Raw genomic sequence first — 25,294 nt, forward strand, 5'->3', positions numbered from 1 at the left:
ATGGAAAATTCAGCGATTAAAACTTTGTTGGCCGAGTTGGATGGCCAAGGTATTTTTTTATATGTACAAGATGGGCGTTTAAAGCTCAGAAGTCGGCACAGTGACATTCCGGCACAAAAGTTAGCGCTGATAAAAGAGCACAAGCAAGCACTTATTGCCTACATGCAGCGGCATCATCAAAAGTTAGGTAAATTATCTCGATCTCAGCAACGGATTTGGTTTATCGAGCAATATGAAGCACATTTATGTGCGTACAATATGGCTGGGCTCTTGCGGTTATCAAAAGCCTATAGTGTAGAGCAGGTTGAGCTGGCAATTAATACAGTATTGCAGCGCCATGATGTGCTGCGAAGTCAATTTAAACAGCAAGGAGATGAGGTTGTACAGCTGGTTAACCCAGATGCCAAGCTGATCTTACAGCAACAGGATGCGCCTGAGGCAGACGATTTTGCATCTGTGTCATCTTTGATACAAGACGAGCTGGCATATCAATTTGACTTAGAACATGATTTACTGGTTCGAGCACGTTTACTGGTAGATCATGGACAAGGTCACTGGCTATATGTGTGTATGCACCATATTGTCGCTGATGGCTGGTCTATTCGCCTATTTACCCAATCTCTCGTTGACGAATTAGCGGGTTTGGTAAGTGAGCCTATGAGCATGCAGTATTTGGATTTTGTCCATTGGGAAAACAAGTACCAGCAAAGTGATGAATATCAGCAACAGCTCAACTATTGGCAGCAAAAACTGGCTGGCTTTGAAGTATTCGAATTACCGACTAGCCGCCCTAGAAGTGTCCACAAAGAATATCTCGGTGCGCATGCTGAGGTGTTGATCCCACAACCAAAAGCTGAGCGCTTTAGCGCGCTTTGCCAGCGATTAGGCGTGACACAATTTGCAGGTTTTTTAGGGTTATTTTACCTACTTCTACACCGCTATGGACAAGCAAAAGATATCACCCTTGGAGTCCCTGTTTTGAACCGCATCCGACCCGAGTTTGAGGGGATAGTAGGGTGCTTCATCAATACATTACCATTGCGTTTAACTCTGACTGAGCATTTATCTCTGCAACAAGTTTTAACCGCGACTCACGAATTAGTTAAAGAGGGATTACAATATCAAAGTGTTGCCGTTGAAGAGATCATCGACGCGCTAGATATTGCGAAATCCACCGCACACTCGGCATTATTTCAGATTCTTTTTAACTACAATGGCATTACTGGTCACACCGTTGGCAACGACACCGTAAACAGTGAACTGTTTGCACTTGATAATCACACCGCAAAGTTTGATCTCACTTTAAATGTGAGCGACTGTGCAGAGGGTGTGCAGTTTAGTTTTGATTATGCAAAACACTTATTTGATCCGCGATTTATTGAACAGCTGAGTGAAGACTACGTCGCTTTGCTCGATGTAGCGTGTGACTCATCACAGCAAGTGAGTAGTCAAGTTGTATTACACTCCACCGCAACAAGCCTAGTTTCAGTACCACCCCTCAATGGCAGGGAGCAATTTTCAGGTACTGTATTAGATGCACTTTATCAAAATGCCCAGGAATACAGCGAACACACGGCCTTGATCGAGCCGAGTCGATCATTTGATCAACAGCCCACTTCGGTGACATATGCAGCCTTGATCTCGCAGCTAGAAGACGTCGCAGCGAGGTTACATAGTAGACATCAGCAAACTTCTACCCCAATCACCTTGTTGGTAAACAGGAGTATTCAAAGTTTCGTTTGGATGTTGGGCGCGATACGCGCAGGGGTCGCCTATTTGCCCATTGATGATGCGACACCAGTTGCGCGGGTCGCGGAGATCATGGCTCAGGCAGACAGTCAGCTGTTATTGTGTGCCAGTGAGCACTTGCCAGATATGCAGCCTCTTAAAAATAAAGGGGTAGATGTTTTAGATACTAATGCCCTGCATGAATTGAGTTTCGCTCAGGGCTTGCCAGCCATGCCGTTGAATTCGGATCTCGCTTATGTGATGTTTACTTCAGGCAGTACAGGCAGCCCTAAGGGGGTGGTGATTTCGCATCATGCGCTGGTTAATTATGTCTCAGGTGTATCAGAGCGTATTCATTTCGATCAACACACCTGCTCGGCTGTTGTGACGGGATTAGCAACTGACTTAGGTCTGACTGGCATCTTCCCCGTGTTATCTGGCGGGGGCTGTGTGGTGCTGTGTGATAGCGTTGAGCCCGAGCAGCTGGTACAAACTTGTGTCGCACATAACGTAAATTTGGTCAAATTAACTCCCTCTTTGGCTAACGCGCTGCTTCCTTGGTTGCAGACTTCAAAACCTGCAATATCTCAGTGGGTGTTAGGCGGGGAGTCACTCACAGGGACATTGACGCAACAGCTACAATCTTTGAATAAAGAAGCGAAGATTTTCAATCATTATGGGCCGACGGAAGCTTGTATTGGTGTCTGTGTCTATGAGGTATTAGAACACCGCGAAGCACTATGTATCCCAATTGGTAAACCATTTAAACATGTGCAATTTGCTGTTTTGGATCCACAGCAGCAGGCAGTGCCAAAAGGTGTGCCCGGCGAGTTATATATTGCAGGAGATAGTCTCGCAAATGAGTATATCAATGCGCCGTTAGAAACGGCCAAGGCTTTCGTATCTTTACCCTGTGATGCGGAACGCCAGAGCCGTTATTATCGGACTGGTGACTGCGTAAAGCTCAATTTTGACGGCCAGCTTGAATTTGTTGGACGGTTCGACAAACAACCTAAAATTAATGGTTTTAGGGTAGATATTGCTGAAATTGAAAGCAAGTTGCAATCTCTCGATGATGTGCAGTTGGCTGCGGTAATTTGCCGTGAAGTGGCCCAACAAAATACTTTGGTAGGCTATTTTGTTACGAATGCTATGGAAACAGACTTAGCTCAGTGCGAACAGCAAATTCGTCAGCAGCTCAAAGCCTGTTTACCAGCATACATGATCCCAGCGTATCTAATTCACCAACCCTCTTTACCAAAACTCAGTAGTGGCAAAATTGACCGTAAACAACTTCAACATCGACAGCTTGTGGTCGCTGTACCGACGCGTCAGCCAGAGAGTGTTTTGCACCATCAGCTCATCAGTATTTTTGCATCACTGACTGGTTGCACTGGTGTTGGTATCGACCATAGTTTCTTTGCAATTGGCGGCCATTCATTGCTTGCAATGCGCTTACTCAATGAGATCAAAGCGCAGTGCGGCGTGTCGCTCAGTTTGAAGCAAATTTTTGCCAACCCAAGTGTGGCTGAGCTGGCCATGTGTATTGAGGCACAAGATACTTCAATAGACATCGCACCTTTGCATCACGTACCTGATCAAACTCAATCCCCGCTTTCTTTTGCACAGCAGCGGATTTGGTTCATTGACCGAATGCAAGGCCACAGCGAGCAATATAATCTGCAAGGTGTTTATAAACTTGCGGGTGAACTAGACCACCAGCGCCTTGAATGTGCGTTTAGGTCCGTCATACATGGCCATACGATGTTACGCTTTACGTTTCATCAGGATGAACAGGGCGAGGCTTATCAAAAAGACAATATAGCTCGTGAATTCTCACTTCATTATCAGGACATATCGACCCTTGTTACTGAGGATCAGCAAGCGAGTATCGACAAATTTATTCGAGCAGATGCACAGCAAAGTTTTGACTTAGGGCGTGATTTAATGCTGCGAGCTGCACTGCTGAGATTAAACCGCAACGAACATGTGTTGCTGATCACCATGCACCACATCGTCTCCGACGGCTGGTCAATTGCGGTATTGGCAGAGGCATTGAGCCAAGCATATCAAGGGGGAACAGAGCAGTGCGAGCAGCGACCTGAACACAGCTATATTGACTATATTGATTGGCAGCAGCGTTTATCTCAAACTGAGCTGTGGCAACAAAGTTTAAATTATTGGCGCGATGAGTTAAAAGATCTGCCTCAGTTACATTCACTGCCAACAGATAGGGCGAGACAAAACAATGTGATTCAAGGGGGTGAGTTAGCCTGCTTTGAGATACCACGGCGATTACGAGAGGATGTAGGCTCATTTTGTCAGCGCACCAACAGCACATTGTTCCAAGTACTCAAAACGACATTTAGCCTGTGGATGAGCAGAGCACAACAGCAGCGTGATATTGTTTTAGCAACACCTGTCTCAGGGAGAGAGCTAAAAGCGTTTGAGCCGCTGATAGGCAACTTTATTAATACTCTGGTATTGAGGGACATATTCACCCCAGAGACGCAATTTGACGCAGCATTGGCGGCAAGTAAGGAGCAGTTTTTAGAAGCGCAAGCGCATCAAATGGTGCCCTTCGATGTATTAGTAGAAGCGCTAGATGTGCCTCGTAGTCTTTCGATTCATCCACTGGCTCAAGTCGTTTTTCGAGTCAACAACGAGGTGAATGAAGTATTACAGCTGCAAGGGTTAGATATCCAATTACTGCCACAAGGCCCGCGCAGTGCCAAATTAGATTTGGAAGTGAGTATTATAGACGGGCAGCAACAATGCAGTATTGAATGGCTTTATGATACTGCGCTGTGGGATAGTGCCAGTATTGAAGCTTTCCACCAGCAATACCTCTACATATTGCGCCAATGTATTGAGCAGCCAAGTATTGCATTGTCGCAATTAGCACTATGGGATGATGATGCGCAGCAAAAATTTGTTCGTGCGACTGCACCCATTGAATTAGTAGACCCGACGGTGTCTTCGTGGGCGACTCAGTTTTCAAAAATAGCAGCTCAGCTTCCCAATAACACCGCTATCAGCTTTGCTGAGCAAAACTGGAGTTACGCCAAAGTTGAGCAAATTGCGAATCAGTTGGCGCACTGTTTATTAGAAATGGCGTTTGAGCCGCAAACTCGCATTGCATTGGCGCTGCCAGCTGGACCTTTGGTACCAATTGCCATGTTAGGCGTGCTTAAAGCCAATCATGTTTATGTGCCATTGCACCATGAAACGCCATCCCAAACCTTGCAGCATATTTTTTCAGATGCCGATGTGATGTTGACTTTAGCGCTCAGCGAGGATGCAGAAAGGCTCATTGAAGCGGGTAGCGACTTTTTATTGCTTGACGATGCACTAGAGCAAGAGTCACTACTCTCAGCCTACCCAAGTAGCGCACCAAGCGAGGCGGATTTACCTCCATGTGAAGAACCAATAGCGACACAGTGTTGTTACATCATCTATACCTCAGGATCGACAGGGCAGCCCAAAGGCGTACCCATTAGTCACGGTAATTTGCATGGCTATCTACATCATGCCATACGTAACTACGCAACAATGGAGCCTCTCACATGTGTTATGAGCACTCCAATGGCTTTTGACGCAACGGTCACGGCCATCGTCCCAACGCTTGTCAGTGGCGGCGAATTAAGTATTTTGTCGCAAGGAGCGACTCTGATCACGACATTAATAGATAAGCTGTGGTCACCTAGGGCCACTTTATTTAAGCTAACCCCCGCTCATTTGCGAGCTGTATTAACACTGACGAGTGATGCGGCAATTTGTGAAACGGGTCACCGATTAATTGTCGGTGGTGAGGCACTTAGTTCAGATGTGGTGGTTAAGCTGAAAGGGAAGTTGCCTAACATCCATATAGTGAATGAGTATGGCCCTACAGAAACTACTGTGGGAGTCAGTGTTTTTGAGATCCCACCAAGCATGCCTACAGACGTGCTGTCTGAAACTCCTGATGTACCAATCGGTTTACCACTTGATGGTGTAACTATGCTGGTGGTTGATGAATTTGAGCAACCTGCAGCGCGCAATATGCCCGGAGAATTGTTGATAGCAGGCAATATGGTGAGCACAGGCTATTTAAATCAGCCAGAGCTAACGGCCAGCAAGTTTTCAAGGCGAGAGATTATACGGGCCCATCCTCAGCCCGTATATCGCTCTGGAGATCGGGTGAAATGGCGGCTAGATGCGTGCCAAGAGCCTGCTTATCTGCGCTACCTAGGACGTGCCGATGAGCAAATTAAATTGCGAGGGTATCGCATTGATTTAGAGGCTATTGCGGACATTATTTTAGATATTGAAGGGATAGCCGATTGTGTGCTGACGGTAGATGATGCTACGCAAACTTTAGCGGCACATATCATGTGGCAAGATACGCCAAGTATGTCAGAGCGACAATTACGGCATCAGCTTTCAGAGCACCTCCCCGGGTATATGCTGCCCGCCGTATTTAATGTAGTTACTGTGATGCCATTAACGCGAAATGGCAAAGTTGATAAAGCGGCATTAATGGCAGCGCTTGAATTTGAATCGCAACAAAATAAGGACGTTGATACAGCTTCAAGTACACAACAATTACAATTAACGCCTTCGCAGCAAGCGCTACTTGTACTCTATCAGCAAATCTTACCAGCGACTCAAATAGGGTTAGAAGATAGCTTTTTTGAACTTGGCGGCCATTCCTTATTGGCCATCAAACTAATTAGCCAAATTCGCCAACAAATGCAGCTGGATATTACCTTACCTCAATTATTTAAAACCCCGAGTATAGCTGCGCTTGCAGCGGCATTGCCGAAATTTGAAAGGCTCACAGTGGACGATGACATACCAGTTGTTTCACGCACAAAAACACTGCCTTTGTCTTTTTCTCAGCAGCGGTTGTGGCTTATCGATCAATTGCAAAGCGGCAGTGCGCAATATCATATGCCCGCCAGCTTTACTTTTACAGGAGATTTAGACCTGACGGCGTTTGGGGCTGCCTTGAGGAGCGTAATTCAACGCCATGAAGTACTACGGACTATTGTATTACCAGGCGCCAGTGGAGAATCACCAGAGCAATTAGTCAGAGATCATGTAGAAGTACCGTTGATAGTGGAAGATATCTCAGCACTGGACCCTTCAGAGCAGCAACAGCGAGAAGTTCATATCAAAGCGACGTTATGCCAAAAACCTTTTGATTTGAGTCAGGATGTCATGCTTCGTGTGGTTGTGGTGAAACGGGCTCAAAGGGCGTATTGGGTGCATTTTAATATGCACCATATTGCCAGTGATGGTTGGTCTATGGCGGTATTAGTAAATGAAATTATCGCATTTTATCGCCATCACAGTGGTGAAGATAAGTTTGCACTTGAGCACCATTTGACCCAGCCTCTCGCGGTGCAATATGCCGATTTTGCTCACTGGCAAAGAGGGTTTTACACACCACAAAAACAGCAAGCGGCAATTAACTACTGGCAATCTCAATTAACAGATAGCCCGACTTTACATCAGTTGCCGTTAGATTTCGCTCGCCCTAAGGTTCAGCAATTGGCGGGTAAGCAGTTGACGTTGAGACTCGATACAGCGACCACTCAAGCAATTAAAGCACACTGTCAAAATGAGTCGGTGACTTTATTTATGTGGTTACATAGCGTATTTGCTCTTTTGATAATGCGCTACAGTGGCGTAAATGACGTGGCAATTGGCTCGCCCGTGGCAGGCCGCGACCAGCGCCAGCTCAGTGATTTAATCGGTTTTTTTGTCAATACAGTTGTTATTCGCGCGCAGGCAGATCACAGGTTAACGTTTAATCAGTGGCTAGCGCAGCAAAAAAAGGTGATCCTGGACGCCTTTGCTCACCAATCACTGCCTTTTGAGCAAGTTGTTGAGGCGCTCAAACCACAGCGAAGTTTAAGTCATCAACCGCTGTTTCAGATTTTATTTGCGCTGCAAAATAACGATGTTGTGGATATGGCTCTTCCGGACCTACATATTGAGGAAGAGTGCGATGATGCGCCTAATATGAAGTTTGACTTAGAGGTGAATGCCACGGAGCAAGGCAAAGAGATTGAGATTGAATGGCGCTACAGTAGTGCGTTATTTACAGAGCATACCATTAAGTCAATGGCTGAGGCATATACCGTGTTGGTGAATGCGGCGCTGTCGAGCTCAGATCAGCCAGTTGGCCGCTTGGCAATTTTAACTGAAGATCAAAAACATAAGCTGACGAAAAAGCCTGAGGCGGCGTGTGAATATGATGTGCCCGTGTGTTTACATGAGCGTTTTGAAAATGTGGCTTATATGCACAAAGACCGCATTGCAGTAACCGACGCATATGGTCAGTCTCTCAACTATGGTGCGCTATGGCAGCGAGCAGGATGTTTTGCGCATCACTTGCTAGAGAATGGCATCTCCGCGGGCGATAAATTAGCTGTTTGTTTACCTCCGAATGTGGATATGACTGTGACGCTATTGGCTGTGCTTAGAGCTGGTTGCGCATATGTACCGGTGGACCCAAAACTCCCCGCCGCACGGATGCAATACATTATGCAAGACAGCGGGGCGTCAGGGCTTATCACCAGTGATGGTTTAGTGCGTGAATTGGCCAATTTGTCGGACTCGGTTGCACAGTCTCCATTAACTTTGTTCTCAGTGAGTGACAGTGCAAATTGGCCTGAAACGGCCAGTCAAGAGGGGTTACCTAGTCCTGATGTTGATGCATTGGCCTACGTAATTTATACCTCGGGTACAACAGGGCAGCCTAAAGGTGTGCAGATCAGTCACCAAAACCTACATTACTATTTATCTTACGCTATTCGTGAGTATACCAATGGCGCATTGAACCGCGCTGTCGTCAGTACTCCGGTTGCTTTTGATGCGACGGTGACATCCCTGTGGGGAGGACTGCTCGCTGGGCTAGGGGTCGAGTTGCTTGAAGACAACGATACCATGTTGGTTGAATTGGCAAAGCGCCTGTTTGGTCAAGAGTCTTGTCTATTCAAAGTAACCCCAGCGCATCTTCAAGGTACGTTGGAAGTGGCCAAGCGGCTGTCACTTAAACGCCAGTTCAATGCCCAGCACCACGTTATTGTGGGTGGAGAGGTACTCCCGTGTAGTTTGCTGAGCGAGCTAGATACTTTTCTGCCTGAGGTGCAATGGGTAAACGAATACGGCCCGACAGAGGCGACCGTTGGCACGAGTATTTATCGATGCAACAGTAAAACTATTGCGCAGTTGAGAGCAGCCTTAGTACATGACGTGCCCATTGGGCAAGGCATGCCATACAGTCACTGTGTGGTGCTCGATGAATTTCATCAACCAGTGCCAGCTGGTGTGCTAGGAGAATTATATGTTTCAGGAAAGGGTGTGACGGCAGGGTACTTGGGACAGTCACAACTCAATCAAGACAAGTTTGTCAATTTAACGCTCGCTACCTCAAATCGAGAAGAGCGCTTTTATCGCACAGGAGACAAAGCGAAGTGGCAGTGGGAAGCCGCATCTCAGAGTTTGCAGCTTATCTTTTGTGGACGTGTTGATGAACAAGTAAAGCTGCGTGGTTATCGAATTGAATTGAGCGAGATTTCACATCACTTAAAACAACAAAAAGGGGTGCGAGAAGCACGGGTATTACTCAACGATAAAAGGGATAATTTAGAAGCCTATGTGGTTCTTGACAGCATGCCAAATGACGTGGAGCAACAGCCACAATTACTGGATGAAGTTTGCAGCATGACCTATAGCGAAGGGCTCGCATTACAGTTACCTGCGTATATGTTGCCCCATCGATTTATTCAAGTGCCCCATTTACCTTTGACAGGCAATGGCAAGCTTGATGTTGCGCGACTGCATGCGTGGGCGCAACAATGTCTTGAAACGCAAAGCATTATCGCACCGAGCACTGAGTTGGAAAGCGCGTTACATACAATATTTGCTCAAGTATTGAACGTTGAAACATTTGGCATCACAGATAACTTTTTCACCCTTGGTGGTCATTCACTATTGGCCGCACAATGTGTCGGTTTAATGCAGGAGCAGTTGAATATTGCTATGCCGATGCAAGTCTTGTTTGAACGGCCGACCATTGCCGCTTTGACCAAGTGGGTCAGGATCCATACTGCTTATGAGCAAACCCAACGTACTGATAACGAAAGTGATTCGTCAGAGGAGATGTTCCTGTGATAAACGCTCAGTTACAAGAGATAGAAGATTTAATCACACAAGCGCTGGATGCAGGCGTCACCTTGTATGAAAAAGATGGCAAGTTAGCGTTTCGTCAACAGCAGGGGTTTCCCGAACAATTAAAAGCCAAGGTGGTTGCTAATAAAGCCAATTTAGTTGCGTATTTTCAGAAACAAGCACAAAAAGACGCAGTCATAGCGCCTGAACAGATCCCGCTGGCGGATCGCAGAGGACGCTTGCCACTCAGTTTTGCCCAAGAGGGGTTGTGGTTTATTGAGCAGCTTCAAGGTGGCCGACAGTACTATATGCCCGCCTCTTTTTGCTTAACTGGTATGCTCAATATAGATGCGATGAAAAACGCCATTGAGTCAGTAATACAGCGACATGAGATCTTACGTTGCCGCTTTGTTGCAGGGCCTGAATCCAATGGTAAACCCTATCTTGTTATCCAAGATACGGATAGTGTTCCGTTCGAATATGTGGACATGGAGCACCTCACTGCGTCAGACAAAGAGGGCCACATAGATGCACATATAAAGGCGTTTTGTGAGCGACCATTTAAGCTCGATAAAGACTGTTTGATCCGAGTTTTGGTGGTGTCTGATGCGCAGCAGCACACACTTTTTTTTAATATGCATCATATTGTCTCCGATGGTGCCTCTATGGCTAATTTAGTCGCAGAAATTGCAGCCATCTACAATGCCAATGTAAGCAATGCATCACCTGAGTTACAGACCCTTGAACGGCAATACCTCGACTATGCTGCGTGGCAACAAACACATTTAAGTGACGATTACTTTATCCCGCATATCAACTACTTCAAATCGCAGTTAGCTGGACTAGAGCCGCTGCAATCTTTGCCAAGTGATAAGCCGAGGCAAGCGATACAAACTGATCGCGGGGCGAGGTATATTCAGCATTTGCCCGAGTCATTGAGTCAGCGAATTATCGCCGAGTCAGCGGCGCAGCAAAGTTCGTTGTTTATGTGGCTGATAAGCAGCTTTATGCTGTTTGTTGCGCGCATAAATCAGCAGTCAAACGTGGTTGTTGGCACACCTGTATTAGGGCGCGATCATCCGGAGTTTGAGCACCTTATAGGGATGTTCGTGAATACTCTGGTGATGCACGCTAAAATTGACAGTGAACTGTCATGTGAGCAGTGGTTTGCCGAGCAAAAAGCGCGAAATTTGGCTTCGCTAGAGTATCGGGCTCTGCCCTTTGACAAATTGGTAGAACAGCTCGGTCAAAGCCGAGATTTGAGCCACCATCCGCTGGTACAAATTTTGTTTTCACTGACTCAAACTCAGCCAAGCCCGCTTGAGCTGAACGGCCTTAAAGTCAGTGAGTCCAAAGAAAGTAATGCACAGTCTATTGCAGTAAAGTGCGACTTGGAGCTACATGCCCAGTTAGATGGCCAAGTGCTGTGCTTAAATTGGAAGTATGACAGCGATTTATTCCACTTTGAGACCATTCAAAATTGGGCGAACAGCTTTGCTGTGATGTTAGAGGCTATTTTGCACAATCCGACTATGGCTGTCGGATCGCTGCCACTGCTAGACACGCAACATATACAAAAGTTATTGTCTCAGACGCAATGTCATGAGGTGAGTTGGCCACAAGATCACAGCATAGTGTCACTTTTTGATGATCAAGTTATGCGCTGTTCAGAGCGCATTGCCATTACCGACGGCAAGCATGCTCTCACTTATAGTGAACTTGGTCTGCGAGTTAACGCCCTTGCCAGTGCCATAGTAGCGCAAGGTGTGCAGTCTCAGCAGCTACTGCCTGTGAGTATGGTACGCAGCAATGAGATGGTGATCGCTTTACTTGCCATTTTAAAAGCGGGTGGGGCCTATGTGCCGATTGACCCCAGTTACCCTCAAGAGAGAATTGAATATATCTTGACCGATGTGGGTAGCGAGTTATTACTGTGTGACAGGCACACTGCTGTGCAGTTTTCCCTATTCGACGTGACATGTGTAGTCGTTGAAGATGCGATAGCTGAATATTTAAACTGTCGCTTCGACGCACCGGTAATTAAGCCTGAGCAACTTGCGTATGTCATTTATACCTCTGGCACAACAGGTAAGCCAAAAGGGGTGCAAATAGAGCACCGTCACGTGGTTCGCTTGCTGTTCACAGAACCTAGTTTATTTGATTTCAATGAACAAGATGTATGGAGCTTGTTTCACTCTTTTTGCTTTGATTTTTCTGTGTGGGAAATGTATGGCGCACTGCTGTTTGGCGCAAAGCTGGTGGTGGTAGATAAGGCAACAGCTAAAGATACCCAAGCGTTTGCTCAGCTATTGTTAAAAGAACAAGTCAGTGTTTTAAATCAAACCCCAAGTGCGTTTTATGTACTGCAAAGTTGTATGCAAAGAATGCTGGGTAAAACAGGTCAGACAGCGGCAGTTCGCTATGTCATTTTTGGTGGTGAGGCACTACAACCAAGTAAAATTAGACCGTGGCGTACACTGTTACCTAGTTGCCAGTTGATCAACATGTATGGGATCACCGAAACCACAGTACATGTGACTTTTAAGCGATTAAGTGACGATGACCTAACACTTGGACAAAGCAATATTGGTCAGCCAATTTACACCACATCCTGCTATGTATTAGATGATAAACAGCGACTCTTGCCTCAGGGGGCTGTTGGCGAGCTATATGTTGGTGGAGAAGGAGTTGCACGAGGTTATTGGCAACGTCCAGAGCTGAATCAGGCGAGATTTTCTGAACTGTGTCTAGCCGCAGGGCACAACGAGCGCCTCTACCGTTCGGGAGATTTAGTACGCTTATCGCCAAACGGTGAAATGACGTACATTGGTCGAATAGACGATCAAGTAAAAGTCAGAGGTTATCGTATTGAGTTAGGGGAAATAGAAAATCAGCTGAGGTTGCACCCGTGGGTTGATGAGGTGGTAGTAATACTTAATCAGCACCCTGTGCAAGGCGCTTATATCGCAGCATTTATTACCGAACATCAAGGTGCTGAGTTTATTGATTTAAGGTCTGAGTTAACTGCTTTTCTAAAAGAGACGCTACCTGATTTTATGCTGCCGACGACCTTGTCGTCGTTACCGAGTATTCCATTGACAGCCAATGGCAAGGTGGATAAAAAAGCATTGCGAGCGCAGCATCAATGGGAAGGCAGCAAAGTTGAATTTGAGGTGCCAGTTACTGAAGTGCAATGTCAAGTCGCAGCGGCTTTCAAATCAGTGTTGCAATGCCCGCAAACTATCGGGTTACACGATGACTTTTTCACCTTAGGTGGTCACTCTTTGCTTGCCGTTGAGTTGAGCCATTGTTTGCAGTCACAGTATGCACTGGATGTATCACTGAGCGATATTTTTCAATATCCGAGTGTCAAAGCTCTGGCCAATTCGGTCAACGAAAAGTCATTGTCGTCTCACAAAGCTGAGATAACAATATCGCCTACGCATCAAACAACCGGGCCTTTATCTTTTGCGCAGCAACGTCTATGGGCGTTAGATAGCTTGCAAGGAAGGTCACATAACCACGCTTTATATCATGTGCCTATGTCATTCTCACTGCAAGGTGAATTGGATATTCCCGCTTTTGAGCAGGCCTGGCGACAGGTATTAGAGCAACACCCTATATTAAGAACCGTACTGATTGTGGACCAAGCCGGCGTACCGAGGCAGGCCGTTCAGCCATGCAGCAAAAGCCCGGTGAGTGTGCTTGATGTTAGTGGCCAAACACCACAGCAATTTGAGGTGGCTTGGCTGAAATTGCAGCGTGATGATAGTCAATGTGCTTTTAATTTAGAGCAAGATCTGATGCTTAGGGTGTTGCTACTGAAAATAGCACCTACTCAATATAAGTTGCGTATTAATTTGCACCACATAGCCTGTGATGCACAGTCTTTACGCCGCCTTGTTTTAGATCTTGCCCAAGCATATCAACAGGCACGAGGAGGAAGTAAGCTGGCTGTCAGCATGGAAAACGAAGCTGTGCTTACATACTTGGATTATGCGGCTTGGCAAAGAGCGCATTTGCAAGGTCTCGCTGGTGAGTCACATAGAGAGTTTTGGCAAGCGCATTTGGCTGGGGCTCCTAAAGTTCATAGCTTGGCACTCGATGGGGCAAGAAACAACCAATCATTGCAGCTGGGTGCTCAATATGAGAGTTATTTTGACACATCGCTGTGCCAACAGATAACTGCCCAGTGCCAATCATTGGGAATAAGCCACTTTATGTGGTTGCACACGTTATTCTCTTTGTGTGTTGCGCGTATTAGCCAGGTTTCTGATGTGGTTATTGGTTCGCCGTTTTCTGGCCGCGAGAATGCACAGCTGAAGCATATCGTTGGCTTTTTCATTAATGTTCTGCCTATCCGCACCCAGTTTACTGAGAAAATGTCTTTACACGATGTGCTGGTGCAACAAAAAGCGCACATATTAGCGGTTCACACTCATCAATCGTTACCATTTGAGCAAATCGTGGAATTGTGTGAGCAGCGTAAAGATTTAAGTCACCACAGCCTGTTTCAAATTAGTTTCGCTTTTGACCCCAAAGAGGACAGTCAGTTATTGTTGGATGGACTTGAGGTCTGTTCACTTGACCAGCCGCAAACGCACGCGAAGTTTGAATTAGAACTGACATGCAGCGAACAGCTTGATGGGATCCGATTGAATTGGGTATTTGATTCCGAGCTATTCAATCTCAGTAGCATAAAAAACTTAGCTGATGCGTTTACGACTTTCGTGCAGTCGGCAGTGACAGACATCACGCAGCCTGTTGTTGATATTCCTTTAGTGGCGCATGAACGCTGGCGCGAGCATATGCTTTGTGGAGAGAACCATGCAATCAATTCACCTTGTATTTTAACGCCACTTTGGGCGCATCAAAATTCTCAATTGGCCGACAAAGTCGCGTTAATTGACCCACAAGGCAGTAGCACGAGCTATGGTGAATTACTGTGTTTTGCAGATCAGTTGGCAGCTTATTTAGTGGCTGCTGGGCTGCAAACACAAGAGCGAGTTATGGTGTGCTTACCAGCAGGTAGTATGTGGGTCAAGGCGATGTTGGCAGTGATGAGAGCTGAAGCTTGCTATGTACCTGTTGACCCAGAGTACCCCTTAGAACGACTCCGTTACATTGCTCAGGATAGTCGATGTAAGTTTGTACTTACAAATTCCGAATGTGCCGAATTGTTAGAGCGTTCAGGTATTGAAACAAAGGCGCTTATCAATTTAGATGCTTTGAATTTAGACGCCATTAAAGAGTGCGCGTCGCGACCACTGCCAACTAATGCAGAGCAACTTGCCTATGTGATTTACACCTCTGGCACAACTGGTCAGCCTAAAGGGGTGATGAATAAACATCGAGGTTTGATGAACCTGTGCCAGTGGCATCAGCGCACCTTTATGGTGAACGCACAATCGGTCTCGACACAGACAGCCAGTGTCGCGTTTGACGCTGCAGCTTGGGAGGTGTGGCCCTATCTGGTATCGGGCGCGACCTTGTTGTTCGTAGCAAAAGCAAACTACAGTGACGCACGCTTGATGACTCAAACTATGGATGAGTACGGCGTAACACATAGCTTTTTGGCGACCCCAGTAGCACAAGCTGTGATGGCGGATCACGAGTTTTCACCTAAAACCTTGCGTTATTTGCTGGTCGGTGGCGACAAACTGGGCCAAGTTGATATGACTCGATACGGTTTTAACCTCGTCAATAATTATGGCCCTACCGAAAGTGCCGTAGTAACGACATCAGGAATAGTTGACCCCAGTTTAGATGTGCCAGATATAGGTCTGCCGATTGATAACACGCAATTGTTGATCCTCAATGGACAGCAACAACAACAGCCAGCAGGGGCCATTGGTGAGCTATATATAGCAGGCGCCAGTCTAGCGAGTGGCTATCTAAATCGTCAGGACTTAACGGATGAACGTTTTGAACTGTGGACTGCGCCCAATGGTGAGACGTTGCGTGTTTATCGCAGTGGTGATCTAGTTCGACAGCTTGCCTGTGGGCGTATTGCTTATGTTGGGCGCAATGATGACCAAGTGAAGTTACGCGGTTACCGTATCGAGCTCGATGAGATCACGGCACAGCTCAGTAAATTGCCAAGCATAGAGCAGGCGACGGTAATGCTGTGTGATGATGACGGTGCCCGACCTCGACTTATCGCATTTGTGACGCAAACGGGCCAATTGCAAGAGCGAGCTTTGACCACCGAGTTAGAAACTCGGTTGAGACAGGTGTTGCCAGCACACATGCTGCCCAGTGAATACGTACTGCTGGCTAATATGCCGCTGACTTCCCACGGCAAACTTGATAAAGGCGCACTGCGCGCCCGAGTTGGCAAGATGGCCACTTTGCCAGCTGCTTCTCAGAAGCAAACTACAGCTTCAGCGCATAGCGATATTCTGCTTAGTATCTACCGGGAACTACTCAAACGCCCCACACTCGGTTTGGAAGATGACTTCTTTGCTATGGGTGGAGATTCTATCCTCAGTATTCAGATTGCCACCCGGGCCCGAGCTCAGGGGGTTGAACTGGCTGTTTCAGATGTATTCACTTATCCCAGTGTGGCGCAATTGAGCGCCCATATTGGTCAGAGCCAAACATTAAATGATGTTCAATCAAACTATGTGGCCAGTTGTGGAACAGCCACCTTGCTGCCTGCACAGCAGTGGTTTTTTGAGCAGCAGTTTGAAGAGCCGACCCATTGGAACCAAGCTGTGATGTTGGGGTTAGGCAAAGGCATTGAAGCAAGCCAATTAAGTGCAGTTATCACGGCTTTAATTTCACGCCATGATAGCTTGAGGTTAGTTGTGGATCACCCTCGTAGTGAGACCATGTATTTTAGTGAGCATGTATCAGCGGCTTCCTTATTGCACGTGTCGGATTTAAGTAATGCTTCCCATTGGCAAGGTGAATTGCAGCGTTTATGTGAGCAGTATCAGCAGAGTTTATGTTTTAACGGTGAACCATTAATTCGCTTCCTATTTGTTAGAAGTGGGCTCCACAGCGACCAAAATCGCTTGTGTATCATTGCACACCACTTGTTAATTGATGGTGTGTCATGGCGTATTTTACTGGAAGATTTATCTCAGGGGCTTTTGGCGAGTAGTAATGGACAAACAATCATGTTGCCTTGTCCGCCCGTTAGTCTTCAACAAGTCGCCGAGGCATTTGTAGATCATGCTAAGTACGTAGCAAACAGTACTGATTGGCAGTTCGCCGTGCAAGCGGCACGAGCGCAGACGCTATTTGAGATAGATACGCCAATAGCAAAACAATACACCTTGGGTAAACGGCAATTGAAGCTGTCTAGTTCGATGACTCAAGCCTTGCTGATCCACGCAAATCAGCCTTACGGCACCAATATTCAAGTGCTATTGCTGTCAGCACTGCACTTAACAGTTAATCAGTTGTATGGTGCGCAATCACATGTGATCATGATGGAAGGACATGGTCGTGATATATCGCAAAACAGCATTGATAGCAGTCAAACGCTAGGTTGGATGACAGCTATGTATCCGCTGCATTTGTATGTCAATTCGAGTGCACTCAGCGATATGATATGCAAAGTCAAAGAAACACTGGCTGCAACCCAAGATAAGGCCAGCGATTTTGGCGCTTTACGCTATTTTCATCCTGATCCTGCGGTACGCGAGGCATTGCATCTAGACACCAACGGGCTGATATTTTTCAACTACCTTGGTCAGCTTGACAGTGTGATCCAAACAGGCGGTGTGATCTGTGATGCTGCAGAGTCATCAGGGACATTGATAAGTGCAAACAATCACTGTTTTTATGCCATGCAAATGACCTCTGCCATTCAGAATGCATGTTTATCCATTCAATTTGAGTTTGATACACAAAGGGTGTCGCCAGAGGCAGCAGACGCATTTGTTCAGCAGCTGCACCGTGCCATTGATACGGTGGCTTTACACTGTACGCAACAGCAAGTACGCCATTATACCCAGAGTGACTTCAGTTTATTGCCCGCGTGCTCTGAGAGAAAACTCAATCAGTTGATTGCGAAATATCCGATTGATTCGGTGGAGGATATCTACCCATTGAGCCCATTGCAGCAGGGCATGTGGTTTCAGACTCAATTGGCCAAAGCCACTGATGACTCAGCACGCCCCTACCTTGAACAGTGTTGTTTTACCTTTGCCGGAGAATTTGATTGCGAGGCATTTGTGTATGCTTGGCAACAGGTTATCAAACAACACAGTATTTTGCGCAGTCGCTTTGAGATGGTTGATGGTCAGCCAGTTCAAGTTGTATTGCGTGAAAGTGAACTACCCATTGAAATTGTACCGTGTGAAGGAATCGCAGTAGACGCGCAGGCTGAATATATGAAGGTGAAGGCGCGTCAAGCGTATGACCAAGGACCCATCTTAGATGGTGGTCATAGCATGCGGGTGCAACTCGTGCCCATGTCGGCGCAGCGCGTTGGGTTTATTTGGACTTATCACCATATGATCATGGATGGGTGGTCTTTACCGGTTTTATTTAGCGAGATTTTACGTTTTTATCGGGCGCGGATCGCAGGGTATAGCGCTACCACTCAACAGGATAATTTTGCCGACTTTATTGGTTATATACAGGCGCGCGACATACAAAAAGAAACGCGCTTTTGGCAAAGCTATCTAGCTGAGCTTGATACGCCAATGTTAATCAGCGAGCATTTAAACTCGGGGGCAACGTCTACCACAGAGTATATCGAACAGCATGAAGTGCTCAGTGAGTCGCTGTGTAACGCCATTGGACAGAGCGCGGCCGAATTGGGTCTGACATCTAATCATATGATCCAAGGTGTGTTTGCATATTGGCTGAGTGTTTGTTGTGGTCGAAAGGATGTGATGTTTGGGCAGACCATTGCAGGGCGTCCTGCCCAATTGAACAATATGGCGGATAGAGTCGGCCCATACATCAACACTCAAGTGGTCTACACCGAGGTAGACATGCACATGAGTGTGGCGACTTTTTTACAGCAGTTTAAAGAAAACGTGACTGCTTTAAGTGAACACCCTCATACCAGTTTGAGTGACGTGCATCGCTGGAGTCGCATTGACAATAGCCAAGACCTTTTTGATGTACTTTATGTGTTTGAAAACTATCCGACCTCGCCATTGACGCAAGGGCCGGATCTACCTTTTGACATCATTGGTAGTGACTACCGGGATCAAACACACTACCCGCTGACCTTAGTTGTTGGCGGTGAGCAGCAGTTGTCGCTGACTTTGTGTTATCAAAGTAGCTTGCTTACGCGGCGTCACGGTGCGCAGTTTGTTGCGATGCTCAGCCACTTGCTGACACAAGTCTGTGCAAACCCGCAGCGTAAACTGAATGAGTTGGCACATTGTCTGACGCCTCAAGGCAACACCGCTTTTGCTACATTTGAGCTAAATTCGGGTCCATTCGAGCCCGCCTCAAACACCTCACATCAAGGTGCACGAGAGCAAACACTACCTGCTGCATTTGCACAAGCGGCTGTGGCATATGGCGATGAAACAGCTATTACATATTTTGCCGACAAGCAAGAGCCCTTTGGTAGTACGCTGAGTTATCGAGAATTGGATAAACGCTCTAACCAGCTTGCCCACTGGCTTGTCGAGCAATTTGGGCATCATTCAGAGCAACCCATTGTGGGCCTTTGTCTCGTGCCGAGCCCTTCGTTGATAGTGGCAATTTTGGGCGTATTAAAAGCGGGGGCGGCCTATGTGCCGATGACTTCGGGCCTTCCTCAACAGCGAAAACAGCAGATTGTCGAGTCGTGCAAAGCCTCCTTGGTTTTGGCTGATCAGGTGATTTGGCAAGCTGAAAATGTACCTTGTTCAACATACCTGCTCGGTGAATTAAATAATTTACTCACGAGTTATTCTGATCTGCCAGTGCAACGAGAGATCTCAAGTGCAGACTTGGGCTATGTGATTTATACCTCGGGCACAACAGGGGTGCCAAAAGGGGTGATGGTTGAACAGCGTAGTATTTTAAATTACGTAAACTCTTTGTCTGCGCAGTACGGTATTGCGCCGCAAGACAATTACCTCCAGTTTGCCAGCTTTAGCTTTGATGTATTTGCTGAAGAGGTTTTTTGTACGTTGCTCAATGGTGCCACCTTGGTGATCAGTGAACAGTCCCAATTGCTCGATACCCAAAGGCTTTGTCAGTTAACTCATGAGGCTGATATCAGTTTAATGAGTTTACCGACTGCCTACTGGCATCAATTATGTGCGGCCCCACTGCAATTTAACCCAGGCTTGCGACTCATCACCATTGGCGGCGAGCAAATGCAGTTGGCTGCGCTTAAAGCTTGGCAGCAGCACCAGAACCCAAGTATACGGTTGATAAACGCCTATGGACCAACGGAGACAACTATATCTGCCACCTTGCAAGAAGTTACCCAATGGCAAGATGGTGATATTGCGATTGGGCGGCCTGTGGCAGGATTGCAGCTACATGTATTGGATGCTCAACTCAGAGCGGTACCTGACTATGTGGTAGGGGAGCTTTACATTAGTGGTGTCGGTCTAGCGAGAGGGTACTTGGGCGATGAGCAAAAAACCGCTAAAGCGTTTATTTGCCACCCAGTATCCGGATTAAGGCTCTATAAAACGGGCGATCTGGTGAAAGTCAATACGCGTGGCGAAGTGGTCTTTTTAGGTCGTCGTGATGGTCAAGTTAAGGTGCGCGGCTATCGTATTGAGCTCGCTGACATCGAAAGCCAGCTTATGACAATTGACGGCATCGCAAGTTGTGCCGTCGTGGTGCGCCAAGATGGCAGTGGCAATGAGCAGTTGGTCGCTTTTGTTGAAAGGCTATCCACATGCCAAGATATGTCACAGGTTACTTCGCAGCTTAGTATTAAGTTACCCAGTTATATGGTGCCTAATATCATCGAGCCGATTGACGCGTTACCACACACCGCGAGTGGAAAGTTAGATCGCCGAGCTTTGACTGTGCGAGCACAAGCGTTGTCTCTTCACACTAATGCAGTAGAAGCACCACAAAGCACACTCGAAAAACGCATTGCAGCACAATTTGGCCTGTTACTCAAAGTAGACACAGTGGGCTTGGATGATGATTTCTTTGCCCTTGGAGGTCACTCTCTGCTGATTATGCAGTTGGTCGCTGAGATTCAGTCTCAACTACACTTAAATGTACCAATCGCGGCGATAATGCAACATAGCTCAGTGAGAAAACTGGCGAGTTATATTGACTCACAGTTGTCTTCTCAGTCGCAGCAAAGCGGTATGCCAAATACGTTGATGTGCCTGCAACACGGTGAAATCGGATTCACACCGCTCGTTGTTATTGCGGGTGCTGGTGGTTTGTTAATGTCGTTCGTCAAACTGGTGAACATGCTAGACAAACGCATACCTGTGTATGGTTTACAACCTGATGCTATTGCCGATAACCCTGAACTGATTGGCAATATTCACTTGACCGCCAAACACTATTTACAAGCGCTGCAGAACCAAACAGAGTTTACTCATGTGCATATTGTTGCACATTCATTTGGCGCATTTATTGGTTACGAATTGGCTCAATTATCACAAAGCAGCGGTTTTACCTGTGATTCCCTGACAATTTTAGATACACCACGGCCAAGCAAAGCCAAACCAGCTGTGGATGCGCAGCAAATTGATAAATTTATGTTGCAAGACTTGTGTACTTTTTTCTGTATTTCGCCGCGACAAAATGAAATTGAGCACTATATTCAAATGGCTGGAATGGCAAAGTTAGCGATTTTGTCAGAGTGGCTCGCACAAAAAGATGTGCAGATATCAGTGCAGCAGTTAAGCAATTTTTATCAAGTTTACAAAGCGCAAGTACTGGCAGATGTGGCGATTGATAAGCCACTGACAAATACAAAAGTCACAGTAATCAAAGCCGAAAACACCACTGAATTTGAGGGGCGAGCAGTGAAATTGGACATGGGCTGGCAGCGCGTGGTGGCGAATTTAGATACGCTGGAAATCACAGGTGATCACCTGTCGATATTGCAAAAGACAACGGATATGAAAGCACTCGTTGAACAGATAGAAGATCACTACATACTGCATAGCAAAATGTAAATATTATGTTGTAATTTTATCTTACCTAGTTAAGGATGGGAATAGAATGGATCAGTTACTAGCGCTCGACAAAGAGGATATGAGGACAGGAATAAATAGTTTTGTGCATGATCTGTCCGCTCACAAGCAAAGCGGGTTGGCTTGGGTTAAAGGTCACATAAAAGAGATCAATGAATGGGTAGACAGGGATGGTGTGGCATTGTTACGCGGATTGAACATCGTCAGTACCAATCAGTTTAGCACTATTTTAGAAACCATTTTTCAAGAGCCTTTGGCCCAATATATTTATCGTTCGTCACCGCGAACAGCACTGAGAAACAATATTTACACCACCACAGAATATCATGCTGATCAGGTGATATTACAACACAATGAAAATGCCTATTCTAATTGCTGGCCAATGAGAATGGGGTTTTTCTGCGTGGTGCCAGCTAAAACGGGTGGCAATACGCCTCTTGCGGATAGCCGCGCCGTCTATCGGCAGTTACCTGTTGCACTGCGAGACAAGTTTGAACGGCTCGGGGTGATGTACGTGCGCAATTATGGCGAGATAGACTTGCCTTGGCAGGAAGTATTTCAAACGCAAAATAAAGCTGATGTTGAAGCATATTGCTGGAAGAACGACATTATCTTTGAGTGGAAATCTGACAATCATTTGCAGACACGGCAAATCAGGCCAGCGGTAGTGACGCATCCAAAAACGGGTGAAAAAGTCTGGTTCAATCAGGCGCATTTATTTCATTGTTCAAGCATTGATAATCAGCTACCCGAATCGATGCGCGAGAGTATAGGAATGGACAATTTACCGCGCAATGCTTATTTCGGTGATGGCAGTGACATTGATGCAAGCGACATAGCAACTATCAATGAGGTCTATCAATCGCTGACCTTTGCTTATCAGTGGCAGCGCAATGACATTATGCTGCTCGACAACATGCTGTATACACATGGTCGAGAAGCGTATACAGGCACCAGAAAGGTACTGGTGGGCATGGCAAAAGCGGCGTATGGCTAGGTAACAGGCTATATGCGCGTTTTTCGTGTCGAAAACGGGTTTGTTAGTAGTAAAGAAGTTGGCAAAGTAACTAAACAACGCTAGGGAAACACACAATGAACGGGTTTTATCAGCAACAACTCAAGGTAGTATGCCTATGCTGTATGAGTTTATTACTAACTTCTTGTTTTAAAAACAGTGTGGCGCAAGACAATACAATCACGGCTGAGCAGATTGAAAAGTTCAAAGTCACGGTGAGAGACTACTGCGATAAAATGGTATTTTTTGGCAGTATTTATATCACCTCAGGCGAGGATGTGGTGTATGAGACTAATTGTGGTCCACAAAACATTCAATATGATGTCGCCAATACCTCTGATTCTAAATTCCGTATTGGCTCCAATACCAAGGAGTTTGCTGCCGCTATTTTACTGCGCACGCTTGCTGGTGAGGATCTACACAGCAAAACGATCCGCGACTATTTACCTTGGTATCCAGACAACCAGTGCGCGGATGTTTCGCTGCACAATTTATTGAGCATGTCGTCGGGGATCAATGATTATAGCGCGAACCCGGAGGTGTTTTTAAACTGGGGTTGGCGGCCATATTTATACAATGATGTAACGAATTTAAATGGACCTGAGGGATTTAGCAATCGCTTTTGTACATGCAAAGAGCAAGATAATAAGCCGAGCTTTGAGCCGGGTTCCAAATTTGACTATAGCAATTGTAACTATTACATAATCGGTAATATTCTCGAGCAATTAGCAGCGGGCAAGCAAGGTCAAATCGACTCGAACTTTTATTTTAGAAATATTGTTAAAGAGCAAATATTAGACCCGCTCAATATGCAAGACAGCGGCACATTCAATGCCATTGGTATAGTTGAAAATATGACCACTGGGTATGTCTTTGACCAAAACCAATATTTGCCGCTCACCACGGGACGTCCACCAGAAACAGGTGGTCCTGCACCGTATGAAAATATCTTTAAAAACCCTTACAGCAATCCTCTGGTGCTCTATTCCGCAGGAGATATGTACTCCACAGTGAAAGATATGTCCAAGTGGGATCAAGGCTTGTATGGGGATACGATTTTAAATGAAGCACAAAAAGAAATGGCGTTTGCGCCTTACCAAAATACACAAAGCGAAGATGAGTGTGAATACTTTGGCTACGGTTGGTTTGTGACGTATATCGATCCGAATCAGTACGGCAAAGTGCCAGATTGCCCAGATGATCCAAACAGTACCAATTTGAACAAATATGAAAAGTTTTTACAGTACTCTGGAAGCTACCCATATTCATGGGTGACGAGCTTTTCACGATTGTTAGAGCGTGATCAAGCTGTGATGGCCTTTAGCAATTACAACAAAACCGGTTATGAGTCCGATTGTATTGCAGAAGAGCTTCGCAACATTATTTTTTATAACGATCGACATCGTACTGAGCAGTGCCAAGGTGTATTGGATGGCACGATAAATTAAGTGAAGTAACAAAAATCAGAATAAGGCTGCCTGCGGTAGAGTGTTGGGTGAAGTGTGTCTCTGTGCTTTTGTCGGCCTTAAAGAAGCGAATTTCTGCTTTTTCACGTGAAATTGCAGTGATAAGGGCAAGTAAATGCAAAGTTTAATGATGTTTAAACACTTCGCATGAACTTGGTGGGTTCACAACTGTTTAAATCTACATCATAGAGGATGAATTATGACAGCGACAAAAACAGCAAAGGACGACAAGGCAAATGAAGCAAATGCTTCTGCTACGGAGCCGCAAAGCACTGTAGTTCAGGCAGAAGACCGAGCAGCCGTGGCGCAGATCATTGTCGACAAGTACTCTAAGTGGTCGTTTGGTTCTGGGTTAATCCCAATTCCAGCGGTTGATTTAGTGGCTTTGACGGGCATTCAAATGAAGATGATTGGCGAAATTGCCAATGTGTATGGTCAGTCATACAGTGACAATAAATTGCGTGGCACGGTCAGTGCTGTGATCGGTGGGTCATTTCCGCAAACGCTTGGTGGAGCTGGGTTGAGCAGCTTCTTAAAAGCGGTACCGGTAATTGGCACGCTGAGTGCAATCGCATTTATGCCTGTAGTGTCTGCCGCATCTACACACGCAGTAGGCAGCACTTTCATTCGTCATTTTGAAAATGGTGGCACTTTGATTGACCTTAATCTTGCGAGCATTAAGGGCGATATTGCAGATATTGCAGCAAAATATCGTAAAGATAAGGGTAATGCCAGCACACAACCGAGCAATGCCACTGTGTAATCACAGTGGCTGAACCATAATAAACCAACAGGCTAACTGTTGGTTTATTTATCAACATTGGGCTTTTGAG

At 46.2% G+C, this 25,294-nt stretch carries 5 protein-coding genes; all 5 read left to right on the top strand.

What is annotated here, in order from left to right; genetic code table 11:
* The 5 genes from MHN81_RS13720 to MHN81_RS13740 all read left to right on the top strand — a co-directional run bounded on the left by MHN81_RS13720 (nucleotide 1) and on the right by MHN81_RS13740 (nucleotide 25,224).
* A complete protein-coding gene (locus MHN81_RS13720; RefSeq protein ID WP_239425970.1) occupies nucleotides 1-9,894 on the top strand; it encodes a non-ribosomal peptide synthetase in 9,894 nt (3,297 codons plus the stop codon).
* Nucleotides 9,891-21,962 (top strand): non-ribosomal peptide synthetase, encoded by a 12,072-nt coding sequence (locus MHN81_RS13725; RefSeq protein ID WP_239425971.1) that lies wholly within the window; start codon nucleotides 9,891-9,893, stop codon nucleotides 21,960-21,962. The genes MHN81_RS13720 and MHN81_RS13725 overlap by 4 nt, the downstream gene beginning before the upstream one ends.
* Before the next feature lie 46 nt (nucleotides 21,963-22,008).
* Nucleotides 22,009-22,977 (top strand): TauD/TfdA family dioxygenase, encoded by a 969-nt coding sequence (locus MHN81_RS13730; RefSeq protein WP_239425972.1) that lies wholly within the window; start codon nucleotides 22,009-22,011, stop codon nucleotides 22,975-22,977.
* 95 nt (nucleotides 22,978-23,072) lie between these two features.
* Nucleotides 23,073-24,443 (top strand): serine hydrolase domain-containing protein, encoded by a 1,371-nt coding sequence (locus tag MHN81_RS13735; RefSeq protein WP_023400714.1) that lies wholly within the window; start codon nucleotides 23,073-23,075, stop codon nucleotides 24,441-24,443.
* 217 nt (nucleotides 24,444-24,660) lie between these two features.
* Complete coding sequence (locus tag MHN81_RS13740; RefSeq protein ID WP_211013014.1) at nucleotides 24,661-25,224, top strand: DUF697 domain-containing protein; 564 nt, start codon at nucleotides 24,661-24,663, stop codon at nucleotides 25,222-25,224.
* Nucleotides 25,225-25,294 lie beyond the last annotated feature (70 nt).

The organism is Pseudoalteromonas sp. Of7M-16 (assembly GCF_022347805.1).
Taxonomy (GTDB): domain Bacteria; phylum Pseudomonadota; class Gammaproteobacteria; order Enterobacterales; family Alteromonadaceae; genus Pseudoalteromonas; species Pseudoalteromonas luteoviolacea_F.

Coding starts and splice junctions, on each gene's coding strand:
- MHN81_RS13720 (WP_239425970.1), top strand. CDS start 1: ATGGAAAATTCAGCGATTAAAACTTTGTTGGCCGAGTTGGATGGCCAA.
- MHN81_RS13730 (WP_239425972.1), top strand. CDS start 22,009: ATGGATCAGTTACTAGCGCTCGACAAAGAGGATATGAGGACAGGAATA.
- MHN81_RS13735 (WP_023400714.1), top strand. CDS start 23,073: ATGAACGGGTTTTATCAGCAACAACTCAAGGTAGTATGCCTATGCTGT.
- MHN81_RS13740 (WP_211013014.1), top strand. CDS start 24,661: ATGACAGCGACAAAAACAGCAAAGGACGACAAGGCAAATGAAGCAAAT.